Genomic DNA, 15,095 nt, shown 5'->3' with positions numbered 1-15,095 from the left:
TTAAGGTTTGTTATGTTTTAAATTATCTTTCGTACCAATCCAAATCTTGGGTACCGCCCGAATTTGCCCAATTGACAAACTTTGGATACTCAATGGTTATTGGAATGGATTCCTGCGGTGGGATAAAATCATCGAAGATGTTCAATGCCCATGGTAGGTTTTTTGTTGTTTTGTAATATCTATTTTGCGATGGATCGCTATCATCATCATTTGTGCCCAATGAGGCCGCCTTACTTGTTGGTGGCATGTCTGGAAGGTGTACTTCCGTTGCCCTTGTTGCATTGGATATCAAGAATGGATTGAAAGGCACCAGTCCTAAATCCTCATAGCTTATTGGGGTATTGAAATCAATTCCCAATTCTATGACATCACCTTCCATTTCAATGGTATTACCAGCTACAAATATTACCGTTTCATCTGCGGCTGTACCAGCTTCTGTGCCATTGGCGTTTAAACTGATGTAGTTGGCATTGATCACTTGTCCTTGCACCTCATCCACAAGTGTTGGATCAATGGGAAATGCCAAAGCAAATCCATTGTGAAGGGCACCACCAATATTGTCTATCGTAAAAGTCCCTTCAATTCTTGTAATTAAGTTGGAAGCGTTGGTAATCAAATTATAACTGTAGGTGACGACCAAATCGTTGAAATCGTAATCTCCTTGGCTAGGCCATAAATCCTCAAACGCAAGTACACCAGTTAGGTTCGCAGTAGGGGAAAAGTTATTGAACGCCTTATTGGTATCAAAAGGGAAATCATCCAATTCATCATTTACACCGTCTCCATCTTCATCATTAGCTGGGATCAATGCAACCACATTGTTCAATTCAATGGACTCAACCGGGTTTGCGCGTGCATAAAAAACCGCATCATTGAAATCATCATCAGAACCCTGATCTCTTCGCAAATCTTCAAATGCCAGGAAATTGATTTCCCTCGCACTATCATACAATTGTACTACATGGGTGTTCAAGTTGGAATTTTCTGGATTGAAACTTGGTTCTGAATAATATATTCCACGACCATCCGTGACACCAGAACCATTCCATCCGTTTGCCACAATAAACCATGAGATTACCGTATTTGGAGGGAATCTCCCCAAATAAACACGATCTCCCGGCACTAGTCCTCCTGAAGACCCAATCATTGAAGTATTTGGAAATATTACATTATGCGCAGCAATCTCATCGGGACTTGCTGGTGCATTTCCTAACTCATAGGAGTAATAACCCAATGCATTTCGATAGCCAGCACCTTCAGAAACAAAGGTGACCCAAACATCAGCCAAATCGGTCAACACCATACTGGTTTCACTACTATTGGCCAAAAACTGTGGATTGGCTATGGGAACCCTGCTGTATTCTGGCAAGGAAGCATTGATATCGTCCAATAAATTTTGTTGAATAATATCCGGTAGTTCCATCTCAGCAGGAACCCCCAAGGAATTGAATCCGCTTAAATATGTATATGTTGCTTTTGCTGTTCTGTTAGTGACTCCCTTACCGGCCATTACATTTCCCGTTGACTTACTTGAACTCGCGCGCTCATAAAGGGGTCTATAATCGAATGATACCGATCCATTTGCTATGGAAAGACGTACATCTCGGGTCAGTCCAATATAATCGGAATACAACAACACACTATCTGCTTGCGCTTGAATGGCAAAGCTTTGTTCAAAGTGCCCGTTCGAATCAAAGGTCGCACGCCCAAATGGTATACTGTCATGGTTGCCCGTTTTACTATATAGCTGAAAAACGGCTTTACTCAAAAAAGTAGGGACATCCAATGTTACATCAACATCTTGTTTAGTGGTATAGTTAAAACTTGCAGCCACATTCAATGCGGCCAGAGGTCCGTCATCCACATTAATATCATCGTCCGTGCTATCAATTGGAGGGTCTAAATCCTTTTCACTTACGCAACCAAGGAAGCCCAAGAGTATAGCTGAAAACAAAATGGATGTTCTAAATTTTTTATACATTACTGTAGGTTTGAATATAGTTTTGTAAATATTATCCTACATTTTAAGAAAGAAAAGTATTTGTTGTATAAGCAAGGTTTCATGTTGTAAATGAAAGCCTTGTAGGTATATATTCGAATTCCTTATCCGTGAAGAAACCGGTATCTATGTACTAGCACCGTGTGTAAGATTCCAACCTATTGCGCGCCAAAATGCCCGCAAATGTTCAAACTCTCTTTTCACCAAGAACTTAAGACTATTCTTGGGAACGGAAACCAAAGACTGAAACAGCATACTGACAACTAGCTGAAAGGGTTTAAAATTTCTTCTGGCAAACAAAATCCGGTTCCGTGAGATGTAATAGGTTTTCAATGGGCTGAACTTGCCTGTTGAAATGGATTCTTTATGAAGGATATAAGATTTCGGTTGATAATAGATCCTGTAGCCTCCCCTTTTAATCATCTCCGCCCAATCATGCTCTTCATAGTAAAGAAAATAGACTTCTGTCATCATACCAACTTTATCAACCACCGTTCTAGGAACCATCATTGCTGCACCATGAATGGATTGGGTTTCTCCTGGCTTATCATATGTACCATCGTCCTTTTGGTGGTATCCGATGCTATTGTTTCTGATGGTCCAATGGTTCATGGGCGTGTAGCCTGCATATTGGATTAAACTTGGGTCCCAATGGAATTTGATTTTAGGACTGACCATTCCGATACTTTCGTCATTTTGGAGCGTTTCTACCAAGGGTTGAATGAAATCAGGTGGCACAATTGTATCATTATTGATAAACAACAAATACCCTCCCTTAGCCTGTTTCACACCAAGATTGTTACCTCCTGCAAAGCCAAGATTTTCGAGACTTTTAATCAAAACGACTTCGGGATATTTTTCTTTTATAATATCCGGATTGTCATTAGGTGATGCGTTATCCACTACAATGATTTCATAGTTGGAATACGTTAGATTTCTGGCAGATTCCAACATGTCCAACGTTACATTGGACTCATTGTAATTAATGGTTATGATTGAAACTAAGGGTTCCATATTTTATAGTTTATGTCGCTTGTAATTCCATTTGGGCTTCTTTTTCAGCCATAATCTTTTTATCTAGTTTGGGTGCAATGAAAATGAACACCATTCCGGTATACATCAAAATACATGTAGGGAATTGTCCGAAAACCCCATTCCCATAAGAGGCCAACATTATTCCGGCCATCCCACAAACCAAAGCGGTAATACGTCCTTTCAACCAATCGTCCCTTATTTTGAACATACAATTGTATGCCCCGGTTATAAGGACAAAAAAGAGAATGAATAAGTGTAGATATAGTCCAACAATGCCCGTATCTGCCCAAACTGCAACAAACCAACTGTCCGTTGCTGTATTGGCCAAAAAGGTATTGGGTGAAAATCGCTTTCCCCAGTTTCCAGTAGATCCTATTCCACCGCCTAATGGTCTTGTGGCCAAATATCCTTTGAGTTTTGCTTGATTTATACGTCGCATTTCCAATGAAGCATCATTGGGATCAAATGCAGTTCGCATTCTTCGTATCTGATCATTATCATTTCCAATGGTGGTGTACTTAAAAAAGACAAAAATTCCTATCCCCGCAACTACTCCAAGAATGATACTTGGGATATGCTTTCTAACTAAAATAAACATAACACCGCCCATAGCTGGTACTGCAATTGCGCCCCGAGTCCCAGATATCATCATGCCTAGTAAACCGGCCATCGCTACTATGCCACAAAAAATTTGAAATTTTCGATTTTTGGCAAACAGCGCCAATACCCCAAATACGACCCCGGTATGTCCCTGCGAAGCTCCAAACTGTCCAGCATCTGAATAGAAGGAAAAAATTCGAAGTTTTCCAAATAAAATGTGTGTTACATCCCCCCCCGCATCCAACCAGGCCTGTTCATAGGAGTCAACACCAAAAATCAGTTGCTGCATACCTTTCATTGTCGCCAAAACGGATAGCAACCCCCATATGACAAAGAAAATATGTAAGTCTTTTTCTTTGTTGAATAGTATAAAAGCCAGGGGCACAAATAACCATTGATATAATGCTAAACCACGCATTGCATAAAACCATGCCGCCACACTAACAGCTTCCGGATTTACAATCTGCAACACAGCATAACCGAACCAAATTGTAACCAATAGTGTCAATTGTGAATTGGCACGTTCCCAGGGAACTTTAATTCGAAAGGCTTTAAAGAACAAAGCCAGATACATCAATACCATCAATCCATCCATGAGCAATCCCCATGTCATAGGAATATATCTTCCTATTCCCAAAACAAAGAAGTTGAATATCAATATCGTAATGATTCCAATTCTAGGTTTCACAAATAAGGCACCCATATACAAAATCGCAAAGGGCAATATCATGATGCCAATACCTGCTACCAAGCCCCTCGTTGCAGTTAAATGAGCTGTTGTGAATACAATGCTCAACAACACCAAAATAGGTAATGGTTTCCTCAAATAATCCGCACCATGTGTAGATTCAAAGGGATTCATTAGCTCAGATGGGTTTTAAGGTTTCTAATGAAGGAAACACTTTCGGAAACAATCTGTCGACTTTGGATTTGAACCTCCTTTTTCAGATAAAAGAACCCGAGGAATATTCCAAGTAAGGTAAACACCACTGTTCCTATGGCTACAGCAATTAAACTCTTAAATACAAAAACGGCCAATACGTTCAAAACAATATTTGCCGTTGTCATGGCCAATACCTTGTAAAGATTCAGTTTTGGCTTGTTTATACTATCCAATAAGACACCCGTAAAACGATCTAGTGGAAGTAGCATAATATATACCGTAAACACCCTGAATATTAAGGTTAACAAAGGCAAAGAATCCAAGTATTCATTCCCACCTAAAAACAAAACCAACTCCTCTGCAAAAACAAAACTTCCCAATGCTACTGGGAAAAACAGAAGGGTAATGATGCCGACATAGGCATAAAATATCTTTTTAGTACCGAACAAGTCACCTTCCAATGCTTTTTTGGACATTCTTGGGTAAGCTGTCATTGCGAAACTATGCAGTGGAATACCCAGAAGATCGGTCAATTTCAATGGAATTGCGTACATCGCAATTCCGACGGAGCCCAAAAACGGACTCATACCAATAATGAAAGTATCTGAGCTTTTCAGCAAGCTAGAACTAATCAAGGTACCCATGGAGTATTTTCCGAAATTGATAAGCTCTTTTTCTACCTTTCTTTTGGCATGTTTCAAGAATACCAACCCATCCCAATTTCTTAGAGAGCACCATACTCCTGACACAGCGTTAACAGCAATATTGACCCAAATAATTTCAATCAGGCCCAGCTGCAACCACCATTGGTTTAACAGAAGAAAAAGACAGAAAAGTCCAACATTCGCAATCCGGACCACCATCATTCTCCTGAAGTTCTGTTCTGCTTGAAACAGGGACATGGCATTATTCCAGCTAAGATTTGAAAGCGCTAGAAAAGGATAGAATTTTAAGAAAAGTGTATACCCGTTATTGATTTCAATTGATAAAAAATTGATGATACCAAAAAGTGACCAACAGATCAAGGTCAAAATGGCAAGTACTATTAAATTGATACGAAAGGTAGCACCCAATATGGTCCTTTGAGCATTGCTATCGGCGCCTGATAGTAAACGTACGGCAGATGTTCTGGTCAAACCAAAACGAAGTAAATCCACAAAGGTTGCCAAGGTGATGAAAAGTACCCATTCCCCAAAGAGTTCTTTATTCAGCTGGCGTGTCAAAAGCATAAAGCTGACCAACCCCATAAATGCCACACTTACATTGGCCATTAAAGAGGAGAGGTTTTTTTCCTTACCTATGTTTTTCAGCTTACCCAACATTATGCCACGGTTTTCTTGGTGAAAAATCTAAACTGAACCACCTTTTTGATCCAGCTTCGGATCAAGGATCGTTTTTTTGGAAGATCTCCAACAACGGTTTCCATTTCCAGGACTTTCACTCCATTTAGAATGATAGTAGGTTCTGGACCGGTAGTTGCTTCATTGAACAATTCCAGGGCGTTTTTATCTGCTTCTCCCCAAGCTCTATTTGCCCTAGTGACCAAAAATGTGTAATCCATGGTAGAGGCTAGCTTAACTGGAAATGGGTTTTTGATAATGCTTGGTATTTCCAAAATCACAAAATCAAAGTCATTGAATTCCGAAATCTCAGCATTTTGATCAAATTCTTGAACATTGGAGATCTTATAAAGTTTATCGCTTATTTCATAAATAATTTTGCTATAAAAATCCCCAGATATCCCTATGTCCTCATCATCATATGTGACATGTAAAATATTATAATCCAACTCACAAAGTTTGGATATCAAATGTTTACAGATAAAGGTTTTACCTTCATTTTCTTGAGTGGAAAACAGCATATTTACCACCGGTGTATTTTCTTTCTCTTTTTTGAATTGATTAAGTATTACATTTCTGGAAATGGCATTTACCGCTTTATTCTGCAAATAGGCGTAGTCTATTTTCTTATTCTTTGCGCTGATAACAGGGAAAATCGAGGACACCTTTAATTCTATCTTGTCTTCTGCCCTATTTGCAGTATTGATGTTACCGTCCAATAGTTCCAAGACCAATATGGATGCAGCAACTAACACGAAGCCAACTATGCCAGCAACAATCACAAGCAACATACGCTTACTTGGCTTAGGACTAATAGGGTAAAAAGGAACTTCGGTAAGTTTAATATTGGATTTCAGTTCCACATTTTGTTGACGCAATTTTGCAAGTCCCAAACTATGTAAGAGGCTTAAATATTCACGTTCCGCGATATCAATTTTACGTTCCAAACGCTTCATTGTAGCTCCTAGTGGTGAAAATTCTTGGTACAACTTTTCAAATTCTTTACGTTTTTCCTCCATCACCTTCAATTGGGCATTGTACCCTTCGTATTCAATCGTATTTTGTAACCAATCCGCCAAAACACTGGTAGATGCCACACTTCTTGTGCTATAATCCGTGGTGTAAAGCGTATCGATATGAGCTGTAAGTTTGCCTTCCAGCTCTTCTATCCTCGTCATTTTTTTGGTGACCTCCACAGCATCTTTTTGTCGTTGCACAGAATCCTTTTCCATTCCCAGGGTCATCATGGACACCTCAAAGTTCAGGGTAGATAGCTCTTTTCGGATTTCCATAATGCTTTGACTGGAAATTCGTTTTCGGTCATGGGTTTCCAATTTGGATTCCAAAACACTTAGTACCGCTCTTGATGCATGGAATTTTCGCTGCACTTCGAAGAATTTGATTTCAAATTCCTCTTTTTCAGCAGCAATGTGTTTTGTTTGTTCGTAATAGTTGATAATGTTGTTCGTTCGATTGAAATCCAACAATTCATCTTCCGCATCATGCAAATGATCCGTTGACTTGTTCAACTGTCCTTGGAAGTATTTTACAACAGCATCAGATTGATTTACTTTGATGTCCGCATTAAGTTGCACAAAGGTTTCACAAAGTATCAACAAGGTGTTTTGGCAAATGGCTGGATCCTCGGACTCAAAATCAATATCCACAAAATCACTGTTGGATATTCTTCGTAAACCTATTCGACCCAAAATCTTTTCAATGCTATAATCCGGATGGTCCAGATTTATCAATTTATAGATGTAGTTGGTATGGTTGGCTTCTTTTAGTTGAACAAAATTCTCATAGGTCTTCTCCGTATCTCCTTTTACCACCAATTCTTTCACTTCTTCAGGTACATCCTCCATTAATTTCAAGAACTTGGCATGGGAGATGATTTTAATGTCGGCACTGTCCAACGCCATATGTTGGGCGAATAATTTAAGGCCTACAATTTCAATAGTGGTACGTGCCTTTATAAGGTTCAAAAGGTTGTCATATGCAGTATTGGTAGCCCTAAAATCAATTTTAGTATTCTCCAATTCAATATTGGAACCTGTTGCTATACCGGTATACACCCTAGCTTTGGAGTTATAGACTTTTGGCTCATCCCGCGTCATATAAAACACTAGGGAACCCAAAATAATGGGCATAGCGACCAAGAGGCCCATATGCCTAACTAGAAGACGTACAAAAAAGAGAAGATTAAACTTCATATTAAATATTCAGTTCTGCTCCAATAATGTTTTCCAATGCCATTACCGAAGAAATAAAATCTGACCGTTGGAGTTCAAACCCCATGGTCGCTTGGTTCATCATTTGTTGCAATCGGGTATACTCAGCAATGTTAATTACCCCATTGGCAAAGTCTTTTTCAGCCCGTATAGATTGTACTCGGAAATTATCTACAATGGATCCTGAAATAAAAAACAGGCGATGTGATTTAAGCAGTTCATTATAGAGATCAACTACTTTTTGTTCAAGTTCCACTTCAGCTACTTGTGTTTCAAAGCGTGCTTTTTCCGCCTCTCCCTTTGCACTTAATATTTTGGCCCTTCGATTGACTATGGCAGCTAATGGTAACCTTAATGACACGCCCACGCTGTATCTACTCTGTTCACTGGAAAACAATTGTTGGCTCTGAGGGTCGCCAGCTATTTGGGAATTACTTAGGTTGTCGAAAATACCATAGTTATAACCGGCTTCGAAATTGATATACTCCAACCAAGCGCGCTGCTCTGATGACACCACGCCATCCCGATATTGTTGTTCAGATATGGTGACCTTAATAAATGGCGAATACGCTTTTGCCATTGCCACCAAAGTATCTATTGGTGGTAATTTTTTGGATATATCATTTTCCTCAAGACTTTTTTCGATAAAATCATTTATAGATTGTCCATAGGATATACTGCATAGCAAGGCCAGCACTAAGAATATTAGGTTCGTTTTTTTCATTGCTATACATTCTCCTTTTGAAAAACAGCTTTAAAGGTTCGGAGTACAATCCACATATCAATCAAAAAAGCATATTTGCTGTTTGCATATTTCACGTATTTTATATCCAAGGATTTACGTTCCTCTGGTGACATCTTTGCTGTTCTTCCTCGGGCTTCAACCTGCCACAGTCCGGTAATACCCGCAGGCCCATTGAAACGATCGGTCCACTCATCTGTTGTTAGCATTTCCGCTTCATAAAGCGGCAAGGGCCGGTTCCCCACAATGGACATATCCCCTTTTAAAACATTGATCAACTGTGGTAATTCATCAATACTCAACTTTCTGATAATGTGTCCCACTTTTGTAATTCTTGGATCATTCTCAAATTTTACAAAAGCACTTTCAGCACTTTCTTTTCGCTTGTTATTGTGCTGAATTTCATCAACCTCGGTATCATCACCAATCAGAACTGTACCTCCAGAAGTTTCAGTTGTAGGGCGTGCTACTTGCTGTTCTTCCACATCATCGTGGATGTATTGGTTTAAATGCTGGAATTCTTTCAAGCGCTTGTCCGCATCTGGATACATGGATCTCAACTTGTAAAAGTCAAAAATCTTGTAACCAGTACCCACTCTTTTGGAGATGTAATAAACTTTTCCTTTGGATTCCAATCGAATTGCTGCTATGAAAAGCAATAGAAAAGGAGATGCAAATAGCAATGCCGAGCTGGCCACTAGGATATCAAAAGAGCGTTTCCAAAAGCCAATTTTATACTCTACTAGATCCCCTTTTGGAGCTGCGATCTTTTCCTTTTTCAGGTTTGCTTTTAATTCTTTTAGGAATTGAACCCGATCTAGAATTCTCCCTGTGGATAATGGTTGGACATAAAAATCATCTATTCCATTTTTTACAGCCTCGGACAAATCGTTTTTATCTCTTGATTTTGCCACTAAAATGAAAGGTATTGCGGTACTATCCGCAAACTTTTCCCTTAAGGTTTTATGAAATTCAATACCTGTTTGTCCAGGTATCTGTTTTTCGCACAAAATAGCATCGACATTTGGGTTTTCTTCTAACCATTTTATGGCCAAGACGGCATTTTTTGCCTCATGAAAATCCAAATTACCGATGTGGGCCTTAAATTGGTCCACAACCGTTTTGTCCATACCTACATATAGCAGGCAAACTTTTTTATCCACTTTTACTTCCATGGTCTATGCCCTAATCAATAACTTTTCAACTCGAATAAGTAGTTCTTCAGGATTAAATGGCTTTACCAAATAATCATCTGCGCCCAATTTCAAACATTGGATACGGTCCGAACTACTGTCTCTACAGCTGAGTACGATAATTGGAATGTTGGAAAAATATCCGCTTTCCTTGATTTTCTCGATCAATTCGAATCCGTCCATATTGGGCATTTCCAAATCGGTGATTACCAAATCTGGAATATTTCCTTCTTGCATCCATGTAAGGGCAGCCATGCCATCTTCCATGGTAGTAACCTGGTAAGATTGTCCTAGGAATTGTGAAACCAATTCACTCAAAGACTGCTTGTCGTCAACCACTAGAATTTTCATAATTACATTTTTTTAATTTGTAGTACTAAACACAATTGAAAAGTAGGATTATTATTACTTTTTATATATTCTATGTTGTCAAATCAAGGGAGTATGTTGTAAGCAACGTATTATGGGAGGTCAGGTAATTTAATACCTTATCGATGTAGCGCACATCGATTTTAGGTGTTCGGTATTCCCACCCACTTTAATTGGGAATTTCTAGAACCTAAATCAAAAGGAAATATAAGATTAGAAGCAATTCAATGCTCCACATTGGAAATCTGTAGTTCTCTAAAAGTATCCTCCAATTGGTTATTGGATTTCAGAAAACGTTCGTTGCAAAATGGGAATGGTTTACCTGGCTCCCGTTTAGGTGGCAAAGCCGTATAAACGTCAACTGGTATGTATTTGAAAGAACCTAGGTTATGAAGATGCATGGCCAGCATCCCGTCATCACAACCGGAGACCGCCTTTAGGTCCGTTTCGTAACCAATTGGTTCAAGAGCATCTCTCCTAATAGCCATGGCAACGGCTCGGATATGCTTGATTTTCGTTGTAAACTTACCTGATAACTTCCATCGAAAATAGACCAATTTCAATTTGTTTCTCAGTCGCATTTTTGGGGATAGCTGAAAGTTATCCTCATAGCTTTGTGATATGGAGTAACATAATACCAAGTCCTTATCAATAAAAAATGGAAGTGCCATTTTATCAATGTAATACGGATCATAAATACTATCAGGATCCATGCTACATAAGATTTTACCCCGAGCCTCAACAAGTCCTTTTTGTCTTGCGTGTGTTATGCCTTGACGGGGCTCACTCACCACCTTGGCCCCTAATTGATTTAAGATGGCAAGACTTTCCTCGTCGGCATTATTCTCTACAAAAATGACTTCGTAAGGAATAATGGTTTTTAAGTTTGAAAGTGAAAGTAAATGGGCTACCAATGTTTCCTTTGCCCTAAAAATTGGGGTGATAAGACTAACAACCGGTTTTTCAACCTGTCGCAATAAATCAAAATAGGTTACCAATCGATTGAAATCCGCATCATTTAAACTTTTAGGTGTAGCTCCAAAATACGATTGATAGTCGGTTACTTTCATCTGAATAACTTTTAGAGATTAAATACGGTCCGGACTTAGAATATAATTGGTTCTTGTGGTATTGAAAATCTCCATCAAGGTGCTATTCTGCCTGCCTATTAAGGAAACCACTTTGTTTTGTCGTGCGGAATCCTGATATAGCTTTTCAAAGAATCGAACAGCAGATGCATCCAAGTCAGTGACACTTTCCAAGCTAACCACTATGCTATCCTCACGTTCTAGCACCGCTTGAAAGTATGAATTCAACGCGCCAATTTGAGGAGTGGTTACCTTGCCTAAAATTTCAAATATTCCTCTGTTCTCTCGTATTTCTAATGACATATGTAAAAAGATTTAATATGAATTTTTTTCTATCATTTAACATTTTCAAAAAGTGTCTATCTATTTTAACGTTCAAAATAGTTTTGTAGTATTTTTCTTTCTTTTAGAGCAAGTTCAATCGCTGCATCAACTCTGGTCTATTGGAGCGACTAATGGGTATCACATTCCGCTCAATTAAGACGCTATTGTCCTGTATATCGACTATTTGGGAGAAATTGATGATGTAAGACCTATGTACTTGTAAAAACCTGGAATCAGGTAATTTTTCCTTGATTTTCTTTAACGTAGAATGTACACGGTACCTCGTATCCGTGGTCTGGATTTCGATATAATCGCCTTTGGCTTCTATCAATTGGATTTCACCAAACTTTAATTTAATCAGACGTCGATCTATATTAATATAAAGCTCATCGTCCTCATTGGATTGAAGCTCACGATCTGATTCAATATTGTTTTTTATGAATGTATTGTACAATTTCATGGCACACTTCTGGAAGCGTTCTGTGGAAATCGGTTTTACTAAATAATCCAGTATAAACTCGTAGCCATAAGCTTCAATGGCAAATTCCTTATCGGATGTTGTCAACACAATTTTGGGCGGATCAACCGCGGTTTCAATGAAATCTACACCCGTAAGTTTAGGCATATGGATATCTAGAAAAACAAGGTCAATCTTGTTATCCTTAAGGAATTTAAGCGCTTCCAAAGCATCAGGAAACTCAGCCACAACTTCCATTTCTGGGATGGCTCGGCAGAGCTCTCTTACAATAGCCCTAGCACTTGCTTCATCATCTACAATTATACACCTCACTTTACCCTATTTTTACGATAAACTCTTCAACAGATGTCAAAATATCAAGGAAGTCTTCCTTGAGTTTGGTGTCTCCATATTTTAAATCTTCTTCATACTTTACAGCTAATTTGTAGCCTCCAGTCAAACCCAAAATTCCTAGTTTGTGCTTGATCTTATGAACGATTTTGGCAGATTCACCTAAGTTATTGGATTCCAGATTTTCGATATAATCATTCTTTTCTTTTGGAAATTCCGCTTGTATGATGCTTAAGAATTTCTTCTCAAATTCCTCATTACCGCCTGAAATTTCCTTGATATAATCTAGGTTGGGTATCTCTGTCATTTCGTTTACTTTTTTATTGTGAAAAAGAAGGTGGTTCCCATGTCTTCTTGAGAAGAAAGCCAAATATCACCTTCGTAGTAATTGATTATCTTCTTTACCAATGCCAGTCCAATTCCAGTAGCATCTGAGTTGTTTTCCAACTTTTTGAACATCCCGAAGATGCCGTTTTGAAGGTGCTTTGGAATACCCTTTCCATTATCTGAGACACTGAACATCCATTCCTTCTCTTCTTCTTTTACATCCAAGAAAATCTGTCCTTCAGGGTTTGCTTCGGTGGCACTTATGGCGTTGGTCAATAGGTTTTTAAACAACTGTTCTATTCGATATTTTCCAGTAAAAAGTGTTGGCAAATTCTTGCTCTTTTTGATCGTAATATTATCCGGAACATAGATTGTTCTCTCTATTTCCTCTATCAAAGTGACCAAATCAATGGCAGATTCGCTTTCTTGTATGGAATCTATGGTTGAATGTCGGAGAATTCCATCTATCAGACTATCCATTTTTGCGAGATTTTGGAAGATCAACTGAACGTTATCACGACTGTTTTCCTTAAAATCCTCTTGTCCATCTTCAAATACCCAACTTACCAATGAATGAACATTCCGAATTGGTGATTTGAGGTCATGTGAGACCATATGGGCATAGTTGTTCAAGGACTCATTCTGTTGCTCCAAATTCTTGAGCAGCATATCTTTTTCAGAAGTGAGTTTCACCAATTTCAAAGCTTGTTTTTCAATATCCTCAACTAATTTTTGTGGGTTGAAATCCAACACGCGATCACTGGTCTTGTCCTGCATGGAGGCAACTGCTTTGCTCAAAGATTCCAATACCTTACGTTGTCCTTCCGTTTCCTTGTTAAGGCGTTGGTTTGCTTGATATAGTTCCTCTGAACTCAAAGAAGTTGCCCGTTGGATCATTTTGAGCTTCTGGTCATAATCCGAATAGGATTTGTCCACAGATTCCAAAAACTTGTCCATGTCTGGATGCTCAAGGAATTCCTTGGGCATAAACTTCTTCAGTTGTCTTTTTAGCAGGGTATGCATTTACTCACTCAATAGGGTTAATGTCATGGTTTGATTGTGCAATTGGCATTCGTTTTTGCCTGCGAAAGGGGCCATCTCTCCATAGGAATAGAATCCTGTGATTTTTGCTTGTTCGCCAATTACATCGGCAACTTCTTCGATCTCATCCTCGGTACGTTGGTCCAAAACCAATTTTCTACCTACACAACTCACCAAAATTGCCAGCTCCGGTTTTTTGTTTCGGTCTCGCATTGCTAATTCTGCGGCGCTAGACGCTCCTTCAGCAATATCATCCATGGTAGACATCATCAATTGTACCTTGGAATTCATTGGCACATCTCCGGCCAATATCATGGAACTAGAATCTTCATCGATGTTAAGAATGGTTCTCACCAAAGGTTCAGATTCATTGTTCTGCTGTACGGTCAAAGGGTAAAGTAAAGCAGCTTGTGGAAGTTCATTGGCCTTCTCTCCTAAATATTTTTTATAGAGATCTAGAGCTGGTTTGCCATCAATTTCATAAAGCACATTGCCTTCAGATTTAGTAATGGTTCGCTCAGGACCAAAGGGTGTCCACCCGCCAAAGTTGGCATAGCTCACTTCCAGTTCTTTCCCATAAAATCCAATGGCAATTACCTCGCCTTGTTTCGGGTTTTCATTATAGGAAGTCAATGTCTTTTCAAATCTTGCACCGTCTCCACAAAGCCCTCCTGTTATGGAAGCTTTAAAACCATCTACGGATTCCAAGCCTTCTATTAAACCGCTTCCATTCACAAAACTCCCATCAGAAACAATGAACATATGACTCAATTGTTCCGTATCAAATTTTTCTGAAATAGCGGCACCCATCTTTTCGATATCCACATAATCCTCAATATTCTCACTTACTATTGAAAAGTTGGTACGCTCAAATTCTATCGCGGTGATAATAATACTCTCTTCAAAAACATTGGTTTCCATTATTTCACCTGAGGTGGATCCAAAAACCAAGTGCCCATCAGGGAATAAATTCTTGATTTCGCTGTGGATGTTTTCATCTTCCAATAAAAATCTGTCACCAAAAACCAATACCAACGGTTCCTTTAGTGGTTGGTTCTGGGAAAATTCCCATTCTCCTCCTTTAATTCGTTTTGCTTGATTTACTTTCATGGCTT

14 protein-coding genes are annotated in these 15,095 nt (G+C 38.9%); all 14 read right to left on the bottom strand.

Going from position 1 to position 15,095, the window contains the following annotated elements:
* Positions 1-22 precede the first annotated feature (22 nt).
* The gene (locus M3P19_RS11945; RefSeq protein ID WP_249657911.1) at positions 23-1,981 is read right to left on the bottom strand and encodes an LruC domain-containing protein; all 1,959 of its coding nucleotides are present in this window, start codon (positions 1,979-1,981) and stop codon (positions 23-25) included.
* A gap of 144 nt (positions 1,982-2,125) precedes the next feature.
* Complete coding sequence (locus M3P19_RS11940) at positions 2,126-3,013, bottom strand: glycosyltransferase family 2 protein (protein WP_249657910.1); 888 nt, start codon at positions 3,011-3,013, stop codon at positions 2,126-2,128.
* Between the two features lie 10 nt (positions 3,014-3,023).
* Positions 3,024-4,496, bottom strand: a complete 1,473-nt coding sequence (locus M3P19_RS11935) for a hypothetical protein (RefSeq protein ID WP_249657909.1) — start codon at positions 4,494-4,496, stop codon at positions 3,024-3,026.
* The gene (locus M3P19_RS11930) at positions 4,496-5,839 is read right to left on the bottom strand and encodes an oligosaccharide flippase family protein (RefSeq protein WP_249657908.1); all 1,344 of its coding nucleotides are present in this window, start codon (positions 5,837-5,839) and stop codon (positions 4,496-4,498) included. The genes M3P19_RS11935 and M3P19_RS11930 overlap by 1 nt, the downstream gene beginning before the upstream one ends.
* Positions 5,839-8,070 carry a GumC family protein gene (locus M3P19_RS11925; protein WP_249657907.1) on the bottom strand — a complete coding sequence of 744 codons (2,232 nt, stop codon included), beginning with the start codon at positions 8,068-8,070 and terminating at the stop codon, positions 5,839-5,841. Before M3P19_RS11925 ends, M3P19_RS11930 begins: the two co-directional genes overlap by 1 nt.
* A gap of 1 nt (position 8,071) precedes the next feature.
* Complete coding sequence (locus tag M3P19_RS11920) at positions 8,072-8,812, bottom strand: TolC family protein (protein ID WP_249657906.1); 741 nt, start codon at positions 8,810-8,812, stop codon at positions 8,072-8,074.
* A 2-nt stretch (positions 8,813-8,814) separates the two neighbouring features.
* A complete protein-coding gene (locus M3P19_RS16925) occupies positions 8,815-10,005 on the bottom strand; it encodes a sugar transferase (RefSeq protein ID WP_283777952.1) in 1,191 nt (396 codons plus the stop codon).
* A 3-nt stretch (positions 10,006-10,008) separates the two neighbouring features.
* A complete protein-coding gene (locus tag M3P19_RS11905; protein WP_249657905.1) occupies positions 10,009-10,374 on the bottom strand; it encodes a response regulator transcription factor in 366 nt (121 codons plus the stop codon).
* A 242-nt stretch (positions 10,375-10,616) separates the two neighbouring features.
* On the bottom strand, positions 10,617-11,462 hold the full coding sequence (locus M3P19_RS11900) for a glycosyltransferase family 2 protein (protein ID WP_249657904.1): 846 nt from the start codon (positions 11,460-11,462) through the stop codon (positions 10,617-10,619).
* A gap of 18 nt (positions 11,463-11,480) precedes the next feature.
* A complete protein-coding gene (locus M3P19_RS11895; protein WP_249657903.1) occupies positions 11,481-11,783 on the bottom strand; it encodes an STAS domain-containing protein in 303 nt (100 codons plus the stop codon).
* A 103-nt stretch (positions 11,784-11,886) separates the two neighbouring features.
* Positions 11,887-12,594 (bottom strand): LytR/AlgR family response regulator transcription factor, encoded by a 708-nt coding sequence (locus tag M3P19_RS11890; protein WP_249657902.1) that lies wholly within the window; start codon positions 12,592-12,594, stop codon positions 11,887-11,889.
* Position 12,595: 1 nt separating this feature from the next.
* The gene (locus M3P19_RS11885; RefSeq protein WP_249657901.1) at positions 12,596-12,919 is read right to left on the bottom strand and encodes an Hpt domain-containing protein; all 324 of its coding nucleotides are present in this window, start codon (positions 12,917-12,919) and stop codon (positions 12,596-12,598) included.
* A gap of 5 nt (positions 12,920-12,924) precedes the next feature.
* On the bottom strand, positions 12,925-13,962 hold the full coding sequence (locus M3P19_RS11880) for a sensor histidine kinase (protein WP_249657900.1): 1,038 nt from the start codon (positions 13,960-13,962) through the stop codon (positions 12,925-12,927).
* On the bottom strand, positions 13,963-15,090 hold the full coding sequence (locus M3P19_RS11875) for an FIST signal transduction protein (RefSeq protein ID WP_249657899.1): 1,128 nt from the start codon (positions 15,088-15,090) through the stop codon (positions 13,963-13,965).
* Between the last annotated feature and the right edge of the window lie 5 nt (positions 15,091-15,095).

The organism is Flagellimonas spongiicola, assembly GCF_023502425.1.
Classification (GTDB): domain Bacteria; phylum Bacteroidota; class Bacteroidia; order Flavobacteriales; family Flavobacteriaceae; genus Flagellimonas; species Flagellimonas spongiicola.
This window is presented reverse-complemented; position numbering and strand designations above follow the sequence as displayed.

Coding starts and splice junctions, on each gene's coding strand:
- M3P19_RS11945 (WP_249657911.1), bottom strand. CDS start 1,981: ATGTATAAAAAATTTAGAACATCCATTTTGTTTTCAGCTATACTCTTG.
- M3P19_RS11940 (WP_249657910.1), bottom strand. CDS start 3,013: ATGGAACCCTTAGTTTCAATCATAACCATTAATTACAATGAGTCCAAT.
- M3P19_RS11935 (WP_249657909.1), bottom strand. CDS start 4,496: ATGAATCCCTTTGAATCTACACATGGTGCGGATTATTTGAGGAAACCA.
- M3P19_RS11930 (WP_249657908.1), bottom strand. CDS start 5,839: ATGTTGGGTAAGCTGAAAAACATAGGTAAGGAAAAAAACCTCTCCTCT.
- M3P19_RS11925 (WP_249657907.1), bottom strand. CDS start 8,070: ATGAAGTTTAATCTTCTCTTTTTTGTACGTCTTCTAGTTAGGCATATG.
- M3P19_RS11920 (WP_249657906.1), bottom strand. CDS start 8,812: ATGAAAAAAACGAACCTAATATTCTTAGTGCTGGCCTTGCTATGCAGT.
- M3P19_RS16925 (WP_283777952.1), bottom strand. CDS start 10,005: ATGGAAGTAAAAGTGGATAAAAAAGTTTGCCTGCTATATGTAGGTATG.
- M3P19_RS11905 (WP_249657905.1), bottom strand. CDS start 10,374: ATGAAAATTCTAGTGGTTGACGACAAGCAGTCTTTGAGTGAATTGGTT.
- M3P19_RS11900 (WP_249657904.1), bottom strand. CDS start 11,462: ATGAAAGTAACCGACTATCAATCGTATTTTGGAGCTACACCTAAAAGT.
- M3P19_RS11895 (WP_249657903.1), bottom strand. CDS start 11,783: ATGTCATTAGAAATACGAGAGAACAGAGGAATATTTGAAATTTTAGGC.
- M3P19_RS11885 (WP_249657901.1), bottom strand. CDS start 12,919: ATGACAGAGATACCCAACCTAGATTATATCAAGGAAATTTCAGGCGGT.
- M3P19_RS11880 (WP_249657900.1), bottom strand. CDS start 13,962: ATGCATACCCTGCTAAAAAGACAACTGAAGAAGTTTATGCCCAAGGAA.
- M3P19_RS11875 (WP_249657899.1), bottom strand. CDS start 15,090: ATGAAAGTAAATCAAGCAAAACGAATTAAAGGAGGAGAATGGGAATTT.